This window comes from Pseudomonas sp. CCNWLW23, assembly GCF_037095675.1.
Classification (GTDB): Bacteria; Pseudomonadota; Gammaproteobacteria; order Pseudomonadales; family Pseudomonadaceae; genus Aquipseudomonas; species Aquipseudomonas atacamensis.
The window spans coordinates 113,144-129,513 of record NZ_JBAWKM010000016.1 but is presented as its reverse complement, the minus strand read 5'-3'; the positions used below and the strand labels follow the sequence as shown (position 1 = coordinate 129,513).

13 protein-coding genes and 1 pseudogene are annotated in these 16,370 nt (G+C 62.0%); 8 read left to right on the top strand and 6 right to left on the bottom strand.

Features of this window, described 5'->3' with window-relative positions; all coding sequences use genetic code 11:
- Positions 1 to 68 precede the first annotated feature (68 nt).
- Together V8J63_RS27850 and V8J63_RS27845 are read left to right on the top strand one after the other, a co-directional pair.
- Positions 69 to 1,367 (top strand): annotated as a pseudogene (locus V8J63_RS27850) (HAMP domain-containing protein); the annotation flags it as partial.
- A gap of 102 nt (positions 1,368 to 1,469) precedes the next feature.
- The gene (locus tag V8J63_RS27845) at positions 1,470 to 2,225 is read left to right on the top strand and encodes a methyl-accepting chemotaxis protein (RefSeq protein ID WP_371699990.1); all 756 of its coding nucleotides are present in this window, start codon (positions 1,470 to 1,472) and stop codon (positions 2,223 to 2,225) included.
- 200 nt (positions 2,226 to 2,425) lie between these two features.
- Here the strand turns inward: V8J63_RS27845 and V8J63_RS19915 are convergent, their stop codons facing one another.
- The 4 genes from V8J63_RS19915 to V8J63_RS19900 are packed head-to-tail and all read right to left on the bottom strand — an operon-like array spanning position 2,426 to position 5,027.
- A complete protein-coding gene (locus V8J63_RS19915) occupies positions 2,426 to 3,739 on the bottom strand; it encodes a sensor histidine kinase (protein WP_130929656.1) in 1,314 nt (437 codons plus the stop codon).
- Entirely contained in the window at positions 3,736 to 4,404 is a 669-nt protein-coding gene (locus tag V8J63_RS19910; protein WP_016775412.1) for a response regulator transcription factor, read from the bottom strand. The genes V8J63_RS19915 and V8J63_RS19910 overlap by 4 nt, the downstream gene beginning before the upstream one ends.
- Before the next feature lie 3 nt (positions 4,405 to 4,407).
- Positions 4,408 to 4,719 (bottom strand): PepSY domain-containing protein, encoded by a 312-nt coding sequence (locus tag V8J63_RS19905; RefSeq protein WP_016775413.1) that lies wholly within the window; start codon positions 4,717 to 4,719, stop codon positions 4,408 to 4,410.
- The gene (locus V8J63_RS19900; protein ID WP_336464533.1) at positions 4,719 to 5,027 is read right to left on the bottom strand and encodes a PepSY domain-containing protein; all 309 of its coding nucleotides are present in this window, start codon (positions 5,025 to 5,027) and stop codon (positions 4,719 to 4,721) included. Before V8J63_RS19900 ends, V8J63_RS19905 begins: the two co-directional genes overlap by 1 nt.
- Positions 5,028 to 5,318: 291 nt before the next feature.
- On the opposite strand from V8J63_RS19900, the gene V8J63_RS19895 reads away from it, so the two are divergent.
- The 4 genes from V8J63_RS19895 (at position 5,319) to codA (ending at position 9,737) form a co-directional block, all read left to right on the top strand.
- Positions 5,319 to 6,398 (top strand): hypothetical protein, encoded by a 1,080-nt coding sequence (locus tag V8J63_RS19895; protein WP_071172995.1) that lies wholly within the window; start codon positions 5,319 to 5,321, stop codon positions 6,396 to 6,398.
- Positions 6,399 to 6,483: 85 nt separating this feature from the next.
- Entirely contained in the window at positions 6,484 to 6,840 is a 357-nt protein-coding gene (gene queD, locus V8J63_RS19890) for a 6-carboxytetrahydropterin synthase QueD (protein ID WP_007915588.1), read from the top strand.
- Positions 6,841 to 7,215: 375 nt separating this feature from the next.
- Positions 7,216 to 8,487: a cytosine permease gene (gene codB, locus V8J63_RS19885; RefSeq protein WP_130888990.1), complete on the top strand. Its 1,272-nt coding sequence runs from the start codon at positions 7,216 to 7,218 to the stop codon at positions 8,485 to 8,487.
- Between the two features lie 14 nt (positions 8,488 to 8,501).
- Complete coding sequence (codA, locus tag V8J63_RS19880; RefSeq protein WP_039763460.1) at positions 8,502 to 9,737, top strand: cytosine deaminase; 1,236 nt, start codon at positions 8,502 to 8,504, stop codon at positions 9,735 to 9,737.
- A 128-nt stretch (positions 9,738 to 9,865) separates the two neighbouring features.
- On the opposite strand, the gene V8J63_RS19875 is transcribed toward codA, so the two are convergent.
- Positions 9,866 to 10,846, bottom strand: a complete 981-nt coding sequence (locus tag V8J63_RS19875) for a diaminopimelate epimerase (RefSeq protein ID WP_336464532.1) — start codon at positions 10,844 to 10,846, stop codon at positions 9,866 to 9,868.
- Positions 10,847 to 11,090: 244 nt separating this feature from the next.
- Between V8J63_RS19875 and V8J63_RS19870 the strand changes: the two genes are divergently transcribed.
- Both V8J63_RS19870 and V8J63_RS19865 read left to right on the top strand, forming a co-directional pair.
- Complete coding sequence (locus V8J63_RS19870) at positions 11,091 to 12,242, top strand: MFS transporter (protein ID WP_130930134.1); 1,152 nt, start codon at positions 11,091 to 11,093, stop codon at positions 12,240 to 12,242.
- Between the two features lie 93 nt (positions 12,243 to 12,335).
- A complete protein-coding gene (locus V8J63_RS19865; RefSeq protein WP_336464531.1) occupies positions 12,336 to 13,844 on the top strand; it encodes a trypsin-like serine peptidase in 1,509 nt (502 codons plus the stop codon).
- A 54-nt stretch (positions 13,845 to 13,898) separates the two neighbouring features.
- Here the strand turns inward: V8J63_RS19865 and V8J63_RS19860 are convergent, their stop codons facing one another.
- Positions 13,899 to 16,325 carry a TonB-dependent siderophore receptor gene (locus tag V8J63_RS19860; protein WP_336464530.1) on the bottom strand — a complete coding sequence of 809 codons (2,427 nt, stop codon included), beginning with the start codon at positions 16,323 to 16,325 and terminating at the stop codon, positions 13,899 to 13,901.
- Between the last annotated feature and the right edge of the window lie 45 nt (positions 16,326 to 16,370).

Genomic DNA, 16,370 nt, shown 5'->3' with positions numbered 1-16,370 from the left:
CAAACGGCATAAAGAAAGCCGAAACGCGGCCGCTACAGTGCAAAGTCTCAGATATTTATCGGATAAGGATGTTTTCCATGTCGCTCAGACAACTTTCCATCCAATGGAAAATCACCCTGCTCGCCGGCCTCTGCCTGGCCGGTATCGTGACCCTGTTGGTCGGTCTTTCGCTGTATCGCATGGAACACAGCTCGGCGCTGGTCAAGGCCTCGAGCATGGAGATGCTCACCGAGTCGGCGCAGGCGCGGATCGAGTCGCAAGGTGAAGTGCAGGCCGCCGGCATTCGTCAGCAATTCATGGACGCCTATCAGTACGGCCACGGTTTCTCGCGGCAGGTACTGTTTTTGCGTGAGCAGGCCGAGAAGCGTTTTCTCGATGCCTTCGATCTGCGCGAGGACATGACCCGTCAGGTCAAATCCGCGCTGCAAGCCAACCCGGACCTGCTCGGCCTGTCGCTGGTGTTCGAAGCCAATGCACTGGACGGCAAGGACGAACTGTTCGCCGATCAGGCTGAACTGGGCAGCAACGACAAGGGCCGTTTCGCCCTGTACTGGTCGCAGCCGACCCCGGGCAAAGTCACCTCGATGGCGCTACCGGAAAGCGACATGAGCGACACCAGCACCGGCCCCAGCGGTCAGGCCGCCAACGCCTGGTTCACCTGCCCGCGCACCACGCTCAAACCGTGTGTGATCGAGCCGTACTTCTATGTCATCGACGGCCACAAAGTGCTGATGACCAGCATCGTCTTCCCGCTGCAGGTCAACGGCAAAGTCATCGCCTCGCTGTCGGTCGACATCAATCTCAACAGCCTGCAAGCGATCAGCCAGAACGCCAGCCGCAAGCTGTATGACGGGCAGACCGCCGTCAGTATTGTCAGCCCCGCCGGCCTGCTCGCCGGTTACAGCCCGGATGCCGGCAAACTCAGCCAGCGTCTGGATGCGGTGGATCAGGCCAGCGGCAGCGAGTTGCTGCGCTTGCTCGCCGCGAGCACTGGCGTGAGCAGCCTGCACAGCAACGGCCAGTTGAAAGTGCTGTCGCCGTTCCAGCCGATTCCCGACGGCCCGGCGTGGGGCGTGTTGCTCGATGTGCCGGAGAAAGTCCTGGTCAGCCGCGCCGAAGCGCTCAAGCAGCAACTGGATGCGAGCAATACCTCGGGCACACTGATCGAACTGAGCCTGGGCCTGCTCGCCGCGCTGATCGGTCTGCTGCTGGTGTGGCTGATGGCGCGCAGCGTGACCAAACCGATTCTCGGCGTGGCGCACATGCTTGAAGACATCGCCAGCGGCGAAGGCGACCTGACCCGGCGTCTGGCCTACGACAAGCAGGACGAGCTTGGCCAGTTGGCCGGTTGGTTCAACAAGTTCCTCGACAAGTTGCAGCCGATCATCGCCGAGGTGAAGCGCTCGGTGCAGGATGCGCGCAACACCGCTGACCAGTCCTCGGCCATCGCCACTCAGACCAGCGCCGGCATGGAGCAGCAATATCGCCAGGTCGATCAGGTCGCCACCGCGTCCCACGAAATGAGCGCCACCGCGCAAGACGTTGCGCGCAGTGCCGCGCAGGCCGCCGAAGCTGCCAAGGACGCCGACCGCGCCACCCGTCAGGGCCTGACCGTGATCGACCGCACCACCGCAAGCATCGACACCCTCGCCGCCGACATGAGCGCAGCGATGGTTCAGGTCGAAGGCTTGGCTGCGAACAGCGAGAAGATCGGCACGGTGCTGGAAACCATCCGCGCCATCGCCGAGCAGACCAACCTCCTGGCGCTCAACGCCGCCATCGAAGCCGCCCGCGCCGGTGAAGCCGGACGCGGTTTTGCCGTGGTCGCGGATGAGGTGCGCAACCTTGCGCGCCGCACTCAGGAGTCGGTGGAGGAAACCCGCCAGGTCATCGAGCAACTGCAGAACGGCACGCAGGAAGTGGTCGGCTCGATGGGCAACAGCCATCGTCAGGCCCAGGGCAGTGTCGAGCAGGTGGGCCAGGCCGTGACCGCGTTGCGGCAGATCGGCGATGCGGTGACGGTGATCAGCGACATGAACCTGCAAATCGCCAGCGCCGCCGAAGAGCAGAGCGCGGTGGCTGAGGAGATCAATAACAACGTGGCGACGATTCGCGATGTGACCGAATCGCTGTCCGGACAGGCGAACGAGTCGGCGCGGGTCAGTCAGTCACTCAACAGCCTGGCGAATCAGCAGCAGCGGTTGATGGATCAGTTTCGCGTTTGACAAGTGCGAGGTGTCAGTTGCAATCCCCCCTCACCCCAGCCCTCTCCCCCCAAGGGGGGCGACGGGGAAAGGGAGCCGATCTTCATGCCATTCAAGTCCTGAGTTCGACTCGGATTTCAAGTGGGTGCATCTCTCAAGAACAACTCAATCAGTCCCCTCTCCCTCTGGGAGAGGGTTAGGGTGAGGGGCTTTTCAAGGGCTCACCGCCGAGGCAGTTCAATCACCACTTTCAACCCGCCCCACTCGCTTTCGCCCAGCACCAGCAAGCCACCCCAGGTATCGACAATATCCCGCACGATCCCAAGGCCGAGCCCATGCCCGTGGGTCTGCTCATCCAGTCGCGTGCCACGGCTGAACACCTGAGTGCGCTGCTCTTCGGGAATCCCCGGGCCGTCATCTTCCACGCTCAGGGCAAAGCCGTCAGACCTTTCGATCACACTCAAGCGCACCTCGGCATCGGCCCATTTGCAGGCGTTGTCGAGCAGATTGCCGAGCAGTTCGAGCAAGTCCTCGCGGTCCCACGGCAGTTGCAAACCCGGCGGTGCGACGTAGCTCAAGGCCAGATGCTCGCCGTGAATCATGTTCAGCGTCGCCAGCAACCCCGGCAGCTCGGCATCGCAATCGAACAACGCGCCGGGCAGCGCATCCCCGGATAACCGCGCGCGATTGAGTTCGCGATTCAAGCGCTGCTGCACCTGCTCCAGTTGCTCCTTGAGAATTCTGCGCAGCTCGGGATGGTCATCGAGCTTGTCGCTGGAGGCTAGGCTGAGCAGCACCGCCAACGGGGTTTTCAGCGCGTGGCCGAGGTTGCCCAAGGCATTGCGCGAGCGCTTGAGGCTGTCTTCGGTGTGGGCGAGCAAGTGGTTGATCTGCGCCACCAGCGGCTCCAGTTCCACCGGCACCTGATCGTCGAGTTGCGAGCGCTGGCCCTGTTGCAACTGAGCGATCTGCTCGCGCGCGCGTTCCAGCGGTTTCAGCGCGCGGCGTACGGTCAGGCGTTGCAGGAACAGGATCAGCAGCAACGCCGCCAGCCCCAGGCCGAGGCCGATCTGGCGCATGCGCTGGAAACTGTCGCTGACCGGCGTGTAATCCTGGGCGACGCTGATCGAGATCGACTGACCCAGGCGCCGATAGTCCGAGCGCAGTATCAGCAAGCGTTGCCCGCCCGGGCCCAGTTGCAGGTTGCTGTGCAGCCCCGGGTGTTGCAGCAGCGGCAGTTCCTGATCCCACAGCGAGCGCGAACGCCAGTGGCTGTCGGAAAAATCGATGCGAAAGTAATGCCCGGAAAACGGCCGCTGATAGGCCGGCGAGAGATGCCGCTCATCCAATTGCAAACCTTGCGGGCCGCGCACCAGCGCCACCAGCAGGCTTTCGCTGTCGTTGCGCAGGCCGGCTTCGAGGTAGCGCTGCAAACCGACTTCGAACAACCACAGGCTGGTTTGCGCCAGTACCAGACCGACGATCACCATCACACTGATCAAACCCAGGCTCAAACGGCGCTGGATTGATCTCATGAAGCTTGCCCGCCGAACAGGTAACCCTGACCGCGACGGGTTTCGATCACGCTTTTGCCGAGCTTGCGCCGCAGGTGATTGACGTGGACTTCGAGGACATTGGAGTCGCGCTCGGTCTCACCGTCGTAGAGGTGTTCGGCGAGGTGGCTTTTCGAGAGGATCTGTTCGGGGTGCAGCATGAAATAGCGCAGCAGACGGAATTCAGCGGCGGTCAGCTGAATGTCGGCGCCGTCGCGAACCACGCACTGGCGACCTTCGTCCAGATGCAGGCCGGCGGCTTGCAAAGTCGGCTGGTTGGCCTGGCCCTTGGAGCGGCGCAACAGTGACTGAATGCGCAGGTACAGCTCTTCCGGATGGAACGGTTTGGTCAGGTAATCGTCAGCGCCGGCCTTCAGCCCTTCGATGCGCTCGGCCCAGGAATCACGCGCGGTGAGGATCAGCACCGGAATCGCCAGGCCGGCGGCGCGCCACTGCGCCAACACGTCCAGCCCCGGCACGCCGGGCAGGCCGAGGTCGAGGATGATCAGGTCATAGGGCTCGCTGCTGCCCTGATACACCGCGTCACGACCATCGGCCAGCCAATCCACCGCGTAGCCTTGGCGTTGCAGGCCGGCGAGCAATTCGTCGGCCAGCGGTACGTGGTCTTCCACCAGAAGCAAACGCATTGATCAATCTTCCTTGTCTTTGACTAACTCGCCGGTATCGGCCTTCAGGTGCAGCTCGCGCGCCACGCCTTCGACCGTCAGCAATTCGACTTCGTAAATGTACACGTCGTGTTTTTCTTCCAGCTCGACTTCCAGCAGTTTGGCGCCGGGGTAGCGATCCATGGCCTGCTGCAGCACTTGCTCCAGCGGCAGGATCACGCCATCGCGACGCAGGGCCAGCGCCTCGTCCTGATCGAGGTCGCGAGCCATGGCCGTGCTGCACAACAACACCAGCGCCAGCGCCGTCAGGCGGGTGGCGCGACTATTCAGCTTCATTACGTATCCTGATGATCCCTGAGCACTTCACCATCGACCGCGTTCAACTCCAGATCCCACTTCAGCCCTTTCGGGTCGCGCAGTTCGATCTGGTAAATGAACTTGCCGTACTCTTCCTCCAGCTCGGTTTCGGTGATTTCCGAACCGGGGTGTTTTTCCAGCGCGATGGCGTTGAGCTTCTCGAAGGAGACGATAGTACCAGCGTCGCGCAAACGAAGCGCTTCGTCAGGCCCGAGATCGCGCGCCAGCGCAGTGTGGGCGCCAAGGCCGAGGATCAAGGCAGTGGTCAGGGCAGTCAGGGTTTTCATGGGTGTCTCCGAATTCTTATATGTTGCTTACGGTGGGCACCATAGCGGGATCAACTTAACTGAAACTGAATGGCCATCATTGTGCCCCATTGCTGGCAAGGTCCCCTGTGGGAGCGAGCCTGCTCGCGAAGACGGAGTGTCAGCTGTAACGATGTTTCTGACCCGCCGCTTTCGCGAGCAGGCTCGCTCCCACACTGGTTTTGCGTCTGCCCCGTTGTGGGACAGGCTCACTCCTGCATGGGCCTGCAACATGTGCTTATAATCGCCAGCTTGCTAACGATCGAGACCGGTATGACCGCCATCCACATCAAGTTCCCCGCCCTCACCCTCAAGGCCGGCCCGCGGGCCATGGCGCGGATTCGTGCGCAGGGGCTGCACGCCGCGGACGTCGGCACCCTGCCCGGTGCGGCCGGTGGGCCAAAGGCGTTGGGGATTCAGGGGCTCGATCTGGCGTTGTTCGGCGAGTGGCTGCCGAGTGCGCCGCGTGAGCGTTCGCTGATCGGCGCCTCGGTGGGTTCCTGGCGCTTCGCCAGCGCCTGCCTGCCGGACGCCGCCGAAGGCATTCGCCGCCTCGGCCAGCTCTACGCCGAGCAGCATTTCAACAAAGGCGTGAGCATGGCCGAGATCAGCCAGAGCTCGCAGCGCATGCTCAATGATCTGCTCGACGGCCGCGATGCGAGCATCCTCGAGAACGCCGATTACCGCTTGAACATCATGGTGGTGAAGAGCCAGGGCCGCCTCGCCGAAGACCATCGCGGGCGCCTCGGTCTGGCGCTGGGTTCGGTGATCGCCGACAACCTGCGCGGTCGTGCGCGGCTGTCGCGGCACTTCGAACGGCTGATCATCCACGATCCGCGCCTGGCCCCGCCGCTTGATGCCTTGACCGATTTCCCCTCGCGCTTCGTTGCCCTCAACACCGGTAACCTGCGCCAAGCCCTGCTCGCTTCCGGATCGATCCCGATGGTCATGGAAGGCGTACGCGACTTGCCCGGCGCCGGCGCGGGTACGTTCCGCGACGGCGGTTTGCTCGACTACCATCTCGACCTGCCCTACAGCGGCGACGGTATCGTGCTCTATCCGCACTTCACCGATCGGGTGATTCCCGGCTGGTTCGACAAGACTCTGCCCTGGCGCCGCGCTTCGGTGCAGCGTTTGCAAGATGTGCTGCTGGTCGCGCCGTCGAAGGAATATCTGGCGCGCCTGCCCTACGGCAAACTGCCCGACCGTAACGACTTCAAACGCTTTATGGGCGATGCGCCGAGCCGGCAGAAATACTGGCACACGGCGATGGACGAGAGCCGCCGACTGGGCGACGAATTTCTCGAACTGACGGCCAACGGTCGCCTCGCCGAGCGCTTGCTGACCCTTTAGTCAGCACGGCCAAAGACAAGCTGATAAACTCGCCGCCTGCCCGAATCGCTGCGGCGAACGCCATCTGAACAGAGCCGAAAATACCGTGGAAATCTTCAAAGAGTTTACTTTCGAATCCGCCCACCGCCTGCCGCACGTCCCGGACGGCCACAAGTGCGGACGCCTGCACGGCCACTCGTTCAAGGTCGCGCTGCACCTGAGCGGCGACCTCGACCCGCACACTGGCTGGATTCGCGATTTCTCCGAGATCAAAGCGATTTTCAAGCCGCTGTATGAGCGTCTCGACCACAACTACCTGAACGATATTCCCGGCCTGGAAAACCCGACCAGCGAAGTGCTGGCCAAATTCATCTGGAATGAGATGAAGCCTTTGCTGCCGGAACTCAGCGCGATCCGCATTCATGAGACGTGCACCAGCGGCTGCATTTATCGCGGCGAATAGCAACAAAGATCTCCTGCCAAAGCCATCGCCGCTGCCCTCATGCGCTTCTTCTGACCCAACATTATTCCCCCTGACACCGATCGTTCCCACGCTCTGCGTGGGAATGCCTCAACGGACGCTCCGCGTTCGGCTTTGGAATGGGACGCGGAGCGTCCTGGGCTGCATTCCCACGCAGAGCGTGGGAACGATCAGACGCTCTGCGTGGGAACGATCAGATCGCAGCCTTCGGCAGCTCCTACATTGGGCTTCGGTGTGTTCGGGTGCACCGTTTTCGCGCCTGACTTCGCCGTGTCGTCTATACATACCCGGCCCGACCGCGCTTGGCACGACCGCTGCAACCCTTCTGCGTCTTCCCCTTCCAGCAAGGACTGCCCCATGACGCAGAACGCCTCCGGCAACGATTACCCGCTCAGTGAAGTCCCCATGCACGCGCGCAAAGGCCTGGCCTCGACGGCGATGGTGTTACTGGGCTTCACGTTTTTCACCGCGACCATGTTTGCCGGCGGCAAGCTCGGGGTCGCGTTCGGTTTCGCCGAGATGATGGCGGTGATCATTGTCGGCAACCTGCTGCTCGGTCTGTACGCAGCAGGGCTGGGTTACATCGCCTTCAAGAGCGGCCTCAATTCGGTGCTGATGGGCCGTTTCTGTTTTGGCGAAGTCGGCAGCAAGCTCAGCGACCTGATCCTCGGTTTCACCCAGATCGGCTGGTACGCCTGGGGAACAGCGACGGCAGCGGTGGTGATCGGCAAGTATTTCAATCTCGATGAAACCACCGTGCTGGTCCTGATGGTGCTGTTCGGTCTGGGCTTCTGCGCTACGGCGTACATCGGCTATCGCGGACTGGAGATTCTCTCGTACATCGCGGTGCCGGCGATGATGTTGCTGCTGATGCTGTCGATGTGGGCAGCGACCGTGAAAGTCGGCGGTTTCGAAGGCTTGCTCAGCGTGGTGCCGACCGGTTCGCTGGACTGGTCGACGGCGATCACGCTGGTGTTCGGCACCTTCGTCAGCGGCGCAACGCAAGCCACCAACTGGACGCGATTTTCGCGCTCGGCAAAAGTGGCAGTGCTGGCCAGCCTGATCGGTTTTTTCATCGGCAACGGCCTGATGGTGCTGATCGGCGCGTACGGCGCGATCGTCTATCAACAGCCGGATGTGGTTGAAGTGCTGCTGTTGCAGGGCTTCGCCATGGCCGCGATGGCCATGCTGTTGCTGAACATCTGGAGCACTCAGGACAACACCATCTACAACTTCGCCGTCGCCGGCTGCAACCTGCTGCGCACCGGGCGGCGCAAGACCGTGACCCTCGGTGGCGCGGTGATCGGCACTCTGCTCGCCCTGCTGGGCATGTACGACATGCTGGTGCCGTATCTGATCCTGCTCGGCACGGTTATTCCGCCGATTGGCGGGGTGATCATGGCTGACTTCTTCTACCGCTGGCGCGGGCACTATCCGCGCCTGGCCGACGCACGGTTGCCGGCGTTCAACTGGCCGGGGCTCGGGGCCTACGGGGTGGGCACCGTCGCTGCGTTCAGCTCGCCCTGGGTCGCGCCGCTGGTAGGCATTGCCGCTGCCGCGCTAACGTATGTCATCGTCACCGGTGTGCTCGGCGCCCGTCGCATCAGCGCACCACTACAAGACCTATAAAAAGGATTCGCCTGATGCACATCATCAACGCCCGCCTGCGCAACCAGGAAGGCCTGCACGAATTGCACCTTGAAGACGGCCTGATCCACAGCATCGCCCGTCAGACCGAAGCGCCGACCCTCGGCGCGGATGACCTCGATGCCGGCGGCAATCTGGTGGTGCCGCCCTTCGTCGAGCCGCACATCCACCTCGACGCCACCCTCACTGCGGGCGAGCCGCGCTGGAACATGAGCGGCACGCTGTTCGAGGGCATCGAATGCTGGGGCGAGCGCAAGGTCACCATCACCGAAGAAGACACCAAGACCCGCGCCAAGAAGACCATTCAGGCCTTGGCCGCCCACGGCATTCAGCACGTGCGCACCCACGTTGACGTCACCGACCCGCAACTCACCGCGCTCAAGGCCATGCTCGAAGTGCGCGAGGAAAGTCGTCACCTGATCGACCTGCAAATCGTCGCGTTCCCGCAGGAAGGCATCGAGTCGTTCCGCAACGGGCGCGAGTTGATGGAAGAAGCAATCCGCATGGGCGCCGACGTGGTCGGCGGCATTCCGCATTTCGAATACACCCGCGATCAGGGCGTCAGCTCGGTGAAGTTCCTGATGGACCTGGCCGAGCGCACCGGCTGCCTGGTCGATGTGCATTGCGACGAGACCGACGATCCGCATTCACGCTTCCTTGAAGTGCTTGCCGAAGAAGCGCGCAGCCGCGACATGGGCGCCCGCGTCACCGCCAGCCACACCACGGCGATGGGCTCTTATGACAACGCCTACTGCGCCAAACTGTTCCGCCTGCTCGGCCATTCCGGGATCAGTTTTGTTTCCTGCCCGACCGAAAGCATTCATCTGCAAGGGCGCTTCGACAACTTCCCCAAACGCCGGGGCGTGACCCGCGTCAATGAACTGCTCGAAGCCGGCATGAACGTGTGTTTCGGCCAGGACTCGATCGTCGACCCGTGGTATCCGCTGGGTAACGGCAACATCCTGCGCGTGCTCGAAGCCGGTCTGCACATCTGCCACATGCTCGGTTATCGCAACCTGCAAAGTGCGCTAGATCTGGTCACCGACAACAGCGCCAAAGCCATGCACCTGGGCGAGCGCTACGGACTGGAACAGGGCCGCCCGGCGAACCTGCTGATTCTCTCGGCAGACAGTGATTACGAAGTGATCCGCAGCCAAGGCCTGCCGCTGTATTCGATTCGCGGCGGCAAGGTGTTGATGAAGCGGCAGATGCCGGTGGTGGAGTTCAGTTGAGATTGCGCTGGGGCTGATGGCCTCATCGCTGGCAAGCCAGGCTCCCACAGGTTTTGTGTTGAGCACATGATTGGGCCCTCATGCAAAACCTGTGGGAGCCTGGCTTGCCAGCGATGGCGTCGGTCGAATCAACCCGCCAACCGCGCCGTGCCAAACAATCTGACGCGCAGCAACTCCCCTTGCGAAACCTCAAGCAAAACCGGTGCGGTGCCACCCGGCATGACCACCCGCACCTCCCCTGCCTCGACCCAACCCACCCGCCACGCCGCACACGCCACTGCGCTGGCACTGGTGCCAGATGACGCGGTAGGTCCCTCACCACGTTCGAATACCCGGGCGAGGATTTGCTGCGGCGACGTCAGCGCGGCCCATTGCAGATTGACGCCCGCCGGGCAGGGATTACCGGCACCGTTGGGCATGGCATAGGCAATTGCCGTCAGCCTCTCGTTCAGCGGTGATTCACCCATCTGTTCGTTGCTCGGCAAAGCGCTTGCATCGCTGAGCAGCGTTACACAGTGCGGATTGCCGATACGGACGAATTGGCTGTGGCTCCAGTCAGGATCGAGTTCCGCCAGGGGCTGGACATGGCTGACGTCGCGATTGTTGAACTGAACGTTTGCAACCGTCTGCGCACCCACAGCCTCCGGGCCGAAGCCAGGCTGACCGAGGTCGAGCCAGAAACCGCGCACGCCTTGGACTTCGGCCGGTGTCACCGCGGTTTCCAGCGCTTCGCCCTTGTCATGATGAACGCGCAACACGGCGCCCTGCTCCGCCATCAAGCCTTGTTCGGTCAATGCCTGAGAAAAAATCGTCAGGCCGTTACCGCTGCGCTCGGCGAGGCTGCCGTCGGTGTTGACGATCAGTACATCGAACGGCGCAGATGCCTGGAACGGGCCGATCAGCAGGCCGTCGCTGCGGTGGGGTTTGCTGTTGGCCGGGCGTTGGCCTTCGGGCCAGTGACAGCACAAGGCGATGGCGGCCTCGCTCCATTGCTGCCTGGATACGGCGCACTCTGCGGCCCTCGCTGGCAAAACGATTCCGGCTTCGCGCAAGGCTTGGGGCGAGACCACTCCGTAGATATTGCCGCGTGCGTCGTAGAACTTCGTCATGCCTTGTTCCCGTATTCCATGCTGGCGAAAATCCGACTGTAAACCGCAAACCAGTGTGGGAGCGAGCCTGCTCGCGAAGGCGGTGCGTCAGTCGACAATTCCATATTTGACCCACCGCTTTCGCGAGCAGGCTCGCTCCCACAGGGTAGGATGTTCACCGTTATGCCCCGAAAGGCCTGAGATCGAACCTCAACGCCGTCAGAATGTCACTCGGGATGCAGTTGTTTTTTTGCCAAGGATCGATATGACCAGCCTCAACCCCCAAGACACCTTCGTCCCCGGACGTCTGCAACAGATGTCCACGCGCGTTGCCTTTTTCATTGCCGGCCTCGGCATCGCCGCGTGGGCGCCGCTGGTGCCGTACGCCAAGGCGCGGGCCGGGCTGGATGAGGGCACGCTGGGGTTATTGCTGCTGTGCCTGGGCGTCGGCTCGATTCTGGCGATGCCGCTGGCGGGGATCCTCGCCACGCGCTTCGGTTGCCGACGTGTGGCCACCGGCGGCACCTTGCTGATCTGCGCGGCGCTGCCGTTGCTGGCGACGGTGTCGTCGATCCCGGCGCTGATCGCCACGCTGTTCATGTTCGGTGCCGGCCTCGGCACGGTGGATTCGACGGTGAACCTGCAAGCAGTGATCGTCGAGCGCGCCAGCGGCAAGCACATGATGTCGGGGTTCCACGGCCTGTTCAGCCTCGGCGGCATTGTTGGTGCGGCGGGCGTCAGCGCCCTGCTCGGCCTCGGGCTGACACCGCTGGCAGCGATGCTGGTCGTCGTCGTGTTGCTGATCGGCGCCTTGCTCAAGTGCGTGCCGCACATGTTGCCCTACGGCAGCGAAAGCTCCGGCCCGGCGTTCGCCATTCCCCATGGCATCGTGCTGTTCATCGGCGGCATGTGCTTCATCGTGTTCCTCACCGAAGGCGCGGCGCTGGACTGGAGCGCAGTGTTCCTCGCTCAGGAACGCGGGATCGACACGGCTTACGCGGGAATGGGTTACGCGGCGTTTGCCCTGACCATGACCGTCGGCCGTCTGCTCGGTGACCGCATCGTGCGCAAGCTGGGTGCCACGCGGATCATTCTGTTCGGCGGGCTGTTGGCGGCGGCGGGGTTGTTTCTCGCCACCTTCGCGCCGAGCTGGCAAGCGGCACTGCTCGGGTATGCGCTGGTCGGCGCCGGTTGCTCGAACATCGTGCCGGTGCTGTACACGGCAGTGGGCAAGCAAACGGTGATGCCGGAAAGCATCGCGGTGCCGGCGATTACCACCCTCGGTTATGCCGGGATTCTCGCCGGGCCGGCGGTGATCGGTTTCGTCGCCCATGCCAGCAGCCTGAGTTTTGCCTTTGGCCTGATGGCGGTGCTGTTGGTCGCGGTGGCCATCGGCGGTAAGACATTGAAAGTATGAAGATTAGCGCGACACCTGTCAGGTTTGACACTAGACAGGCTTTGACCCTTTGAATCATGGTGATTTCCAGCCCCGCGGAAATGGAAATCTGTCATGAACATTCGAATTGGATCGGCTGTTGCACTTATCGCTCTTCTCCAGGGATGCGCCTCCGTCAATCGATACGACTGGGGCGAAGGCGCAGCCAACTTTGCTCCCGCTGAGCGACTGGCCAATGCCAACGGACGTTATGCGCATTGGCAAGCCATTGGCCGTGTCGAAGTTGAAGGCGGCATGACCTGCTCCGGTACACTCATTGACACACGAGAACCCGGTACTGTGTCGAATCCGGCTTATGTACTGACCTCCGGACACTGCACACATCCGGAGATAGGCAATAACGAGGTCATCGTCAATCAGCCTGCAAAGGGTCGGGTGACGTTCAATTATTTTTTCGACACGCAACCGCACAGTCGCTCATATGCGGTAGGCCGGATTGGCTGGAGCACGCTACGTGGCCAAGACATCTCTATCGTTGAACTTGCCACCTCTCTGGAACAGTTGATCAGCGACGGTATCGAGCCTCTGAAACTGGCGCATGCCCCCTTGCCCGCTGAAGAAAACATTTTGATCACCGGCGCGCCCGTGAACGGCTTCATTCAGCGAATGGCATGCAAACAGGAACATTCGGCAGCGGTCATCGAAGGCCCTTGGCGATGGGTAGGACAATCGAGCAACCGTTGCCTCGATGTTGTCAGTGGATTATCCGGCTCACCATTGCTTGCGCGTTATACCAATGAAGTCGTGGGTGTGTTGGGCACTACCACGCGCGGAAGTGACCGTAATCGATGTGACAAGGGCGCCCCCTGCGAAGTCATTGCCGGGCAGGTCAACAAGCGAACTGCCACCAACTACGCCTCCACAACCGAAGGTCTGGATGCTTGCTTCACCAAGGGACGTTTCGACCCGCGTCCGGGTGACTGCCCGCTGGGAGCGGCATGGTCTTTTCCAACATCATCGCAAAACAGCGATTACATCAGAGTCGAGCGTGACGAGCACGGACAAGTCGTGCCATGGCATTGGCTGCAAACCTTCGCATTGAGCGCTCCCTACTACCGCTATCGCTATACGCGCACGCTGGACGAATGCCAGTCGCTTGCTGGGTATAGCCAGGTACAAACCGCTCGCCCTGGTTCCGAGAATCAGTTGAGCCATGAACTCAAAGAAGGTGCGGGGCTATATTTTCTCTGCCTGATTGGCCAACAGCGGCCTACGGACGTGCCAAAACAATCGGATGGAAAAACCCCCAGCATCTATTGGCGGTGGTTGCTGGAAGCACCAGCGCCGTTGGCGCCGGCCTATAAAATCGAATGGGTGGGTGACGATGACTACGATGTCAGGGTTTTTTCGGTCTCACCGGATCTGGATCCCTTGCAATTTCAATACAAGTCCGGGCAGCCCGGGAGCGTCAACTGCAATGACGGGCAGGGATTCCAGCGCGTACCGCCCTCCACGGGCGTGTTCCATGTTTCCGTTGCCAATGGCCAGCAGAACGTCTGCCTCAAAGGCGCAGACCTGGCTGGGAATCCCGGACCGACCATCGACTTTCTGATTCCTCAATAGCTTCAGGCCTGTTGTGGCTGAGCCGTGTGAAACCGGTTCAGCCAAAACAGCGCCTTAGAAACCGACGCTGGCCTGCACGAAGAACGTGCGCGGTGCGCCGACATACATCCCCGAGTTGTTGTCGCTGGAGCGGGTGAAGTATTGCTTGTCGAAGACGTTCTTCACCCCGGCACCGAGCTTGAGGTTCGACACCTGCGGACCAAAGTCGTAGCCGCCGCGCACGTTCCAGGTCACGTAACCCGGGATGTCGCCGTACTGCCCGTCCGCCGTGCCTTTAGTGATGTAGTTGCCATTGAAGCTGCCATCCGCATTCACACCGGTGCCCGGCGAACGCTGTTTCGATTGGGCGAAGCCATCGATGTTGTACGTCCAGCGGTTGATCTCGTACCGCAATCCGACCGTGGCCACCTGCCGCGAATAGAACGGCAGATCGCGGCCCTTGAAGCCGGGGATCTCGCCTTCATAGGTGGCGCGGGTGTAGGTGAAACCGGCGTTGGCAGTCAAACCATCGAGGCGCGGATCGAGGGCCGCCATGTCGTAGTGCGCCGAGGCTTCGATGCCCTGGTGCTTGGTCGCGCCGAGGTTGGTCCAGCCGACGTCGTTGCTGATGTATTGCAGTTCGTCATCGAAGTCGATGTAGAACAGCGTCACCTCGCCGCCCCAGACATCATCGTTGTAGCGCGTGCCGATCTCGTAGGTCTTGGCCTTTTCCGGCTCCAGACCGTTGGCGGTGCTGTCACCCGAACCGCCCTGGCCGAGCTGGAAATATTGCAGGCTGCCGAACGAGGTTTCGTAGTTGGCGAACAGTTTCCAGGCATCGGACAGGTGATACATCACGCTCAGCGCTGGCAGCGGTTCGTTGCTTTCGATGCTGCGGTTTTTCTCCGGTACCGGCCGGCCAGCGGTGTCGAGGACAGCGCGATCATGCCAATCGGTGCTGATGTGTTCGAAGCGAATGCCCGGGGTGATGGTCCAGTTGCCGACGTCGATCTTGTTGTCGACATACACCGAATTGGCCTCGGTGCCACCGGTGCGATCCTGGAACACATGGCCGTCGGAGGTCGGCGTGACCACCGGCTGATTGTTGACCAGCGCCAGACGGCTCGATTCTTCGTGCATGGCCTCTTTCAGATAGCGATAACCGACGCTGACTTCCTGGGTGGTTGGGCCGACATCGAACACCCGCGACACGCGCGGTTCGATGCCGAGGGTGTAGTAGGAACGCGGGTACGAGCTGAGGGTGCGCTGATCGCGCGCGGCGATGGTACTGCCGCGAAAGCTGTCGGTGTAGTAGGTGAGGATTTCGGCCTGGGTGCGCTCGTCGATCTGGCGAATCCACTTGAACGACACGTCCTTGCGTCGGCCTGTGAACTGGTCGTAGTCACGCACCGATTCGTACGGTTTGTCGTCGTACTGACGCTGGGTCAGACCGCCGGGCATGTCGGCGCTGGCGTCGTAATAGTGGAAATTGAGACTGAAATCGTCCTGATCGGTCGGCGCCCAGTGCGTCTTGAGCAGCACGTCGTCGATGTCGTTGCCGTTGTTGCGCTCGCGATAGCCGTGGCCGTTGACGCCGGAGTACAGCAGCGCGACGCCCATGCCGTTGTCGGCGGTGCCTCCGAGGAATGCGGTGTCGATGTGTTTCCAGCCGCCGTACTGAGTGGTTTCCAGCGTTGTGCCGATTTCGCCGGTGGTTTTCTCCGGGATCGCGCGGGTCACGAAGTTGATCACGCCGCCGACGTTCTGTGGCCCGTAGCGCACGGAACCGGCGCCACGCACCACGTCGATGCTGTCGAGGTTGCCCGAGGAAATCGGCGCCATCGACAGTTGCGGCTGGCCGTACGGAGCAAACGCGGCAGGTACGCCGTCGATCAGCACGGTCGAGCGTGGCGACAGGCGCGAAGTCAGACCGCGTACGCCGACGTTGAGGGAAATATCACTGCCGCCGGTGCCATTGGAGTCCTGCACCTGCACGCCAGGCACGCGTTTGAGCACGTCGCTGACGTTCATCGCGCCCTGCTCGACCATCGCTTCGCGGCGAATCACCGTGCGTGCGCCGGGGTGGTTCTGCACCACCGCAGCGTCCGCGTCACCGAGCCAGTCGCCGACCACTTTGATGTCGGTCACGCCGAGCTCCAGCGGGCCGTTGCTGGCTGCGGAGGTGGCGGCTGGAGCGAGCGTCACCGAGCCTTCGTTGATCTGATAATCGAGACCGCTGCCCTGCAACAACTGGCGCAGCGCCTGCTCCGGCGAAAGGTCGCCGTCGACCGCTGGCGCCTGTTTGCCGGCCACCAGCTCAGGGCTGAAAAACACCTGCAGCGAGGTTTGCTGGCCCAGCTCGCTCAAGGCCTGGCCCAGCGGTTGCGCGCGGATATGAATGGCTTCAGCGGCAAACGCCAACGGCATCGCTGCGCTGACCGCCAGCGCCAGAGCTAGTGGCAACCAAGGGGATTTTTTATTGTGGGTTGTGGTGATGTTCACGTCGTACGCAGTCCTGTGGATCGCAAGAGTGTGCGGCTGTTAATG

Excerpts from the sequence above, each read along its gene's own strand:
- V8J63_RS19905 (WP_016775413.1), bottom strand. The coding sequence starts at position 4,719 with ATGAAGCTGAATAGTCGCGCCACCCGCCTGACGGCGCTGGCGCTGGTG.
- codB (WP_130888990.1), top strand. The coding sequence starts at position 7,216 with ATGACGCAGAACGCCTCCGGCAACGATTACCCGCTCAGTGAAGTCCCC.
- codA (WP_039763460.1), top strand. The coding sequence starts at position 8,502 with ATGCACATCATCAACGCCCGCCTGCGCAACCAGGAAGGCCTGCACGAA.
- V8J63_RS19910 (WP_016775412.1), bottom strand. The coding sequence starts at position 4,404 with ATGCGTTTGCTTCTGGTGGAAGACCACGTACCGCTGGCCGACGAATTG.
- V8J63_RS19875 (WP_336464532.1), bottom strand. The coding sequence starts at position 10,846 with ATGACGAAGTTCTACGACGCACGCGGCAATATCTACGGAGTGGTCTCG.
- V8J63_RS19915 (WP_130929656.1), bottom strand. The coding sequence starts at position 3,739 with ATGAGATCAATCCAGCGCCGTTTGAGCCTGGGTTTGATCAGTGTGATG.
- V8J63_RS19865 (WP_336464531.1), top strand. The coding sequence starts at position 12,336 with ATGAACATTCGAATTGGATCGGCTGTTGCACTTATCGCTCTTCTCCAG.
- V8J63_RS27845 (WP_371699990.1), top strand. The coding sequence starts at position 1,470 with ATGGAGCAGCAATATCGCCAGGTCGATCAGGTCGCCACCGCGTCCCAC.
- V8J63_RS19900 (WP_336464533.1), bottom strand. The coding sequence starts at position 5,027 with ATGAAAACCCTGACTGCCCTGACCACTGCCTTGATCCTCGGCCTTGGC.
- V8J63_RS19870 (WP_130930134.1), top strand. The coding sequence starts at position 11,091 with ATGACCAGCCTCAACCCCCAAGACACCTTCGTCCCCGGACGTCTGCAA.
- V8J63_RS19895 (WP_071172995.1), top strand. The coding sequence starts at position 5,319 with ATGACCGCCATCCACATCAAGTTCCCCGCCCTCACCCTCAAGGCCGGC.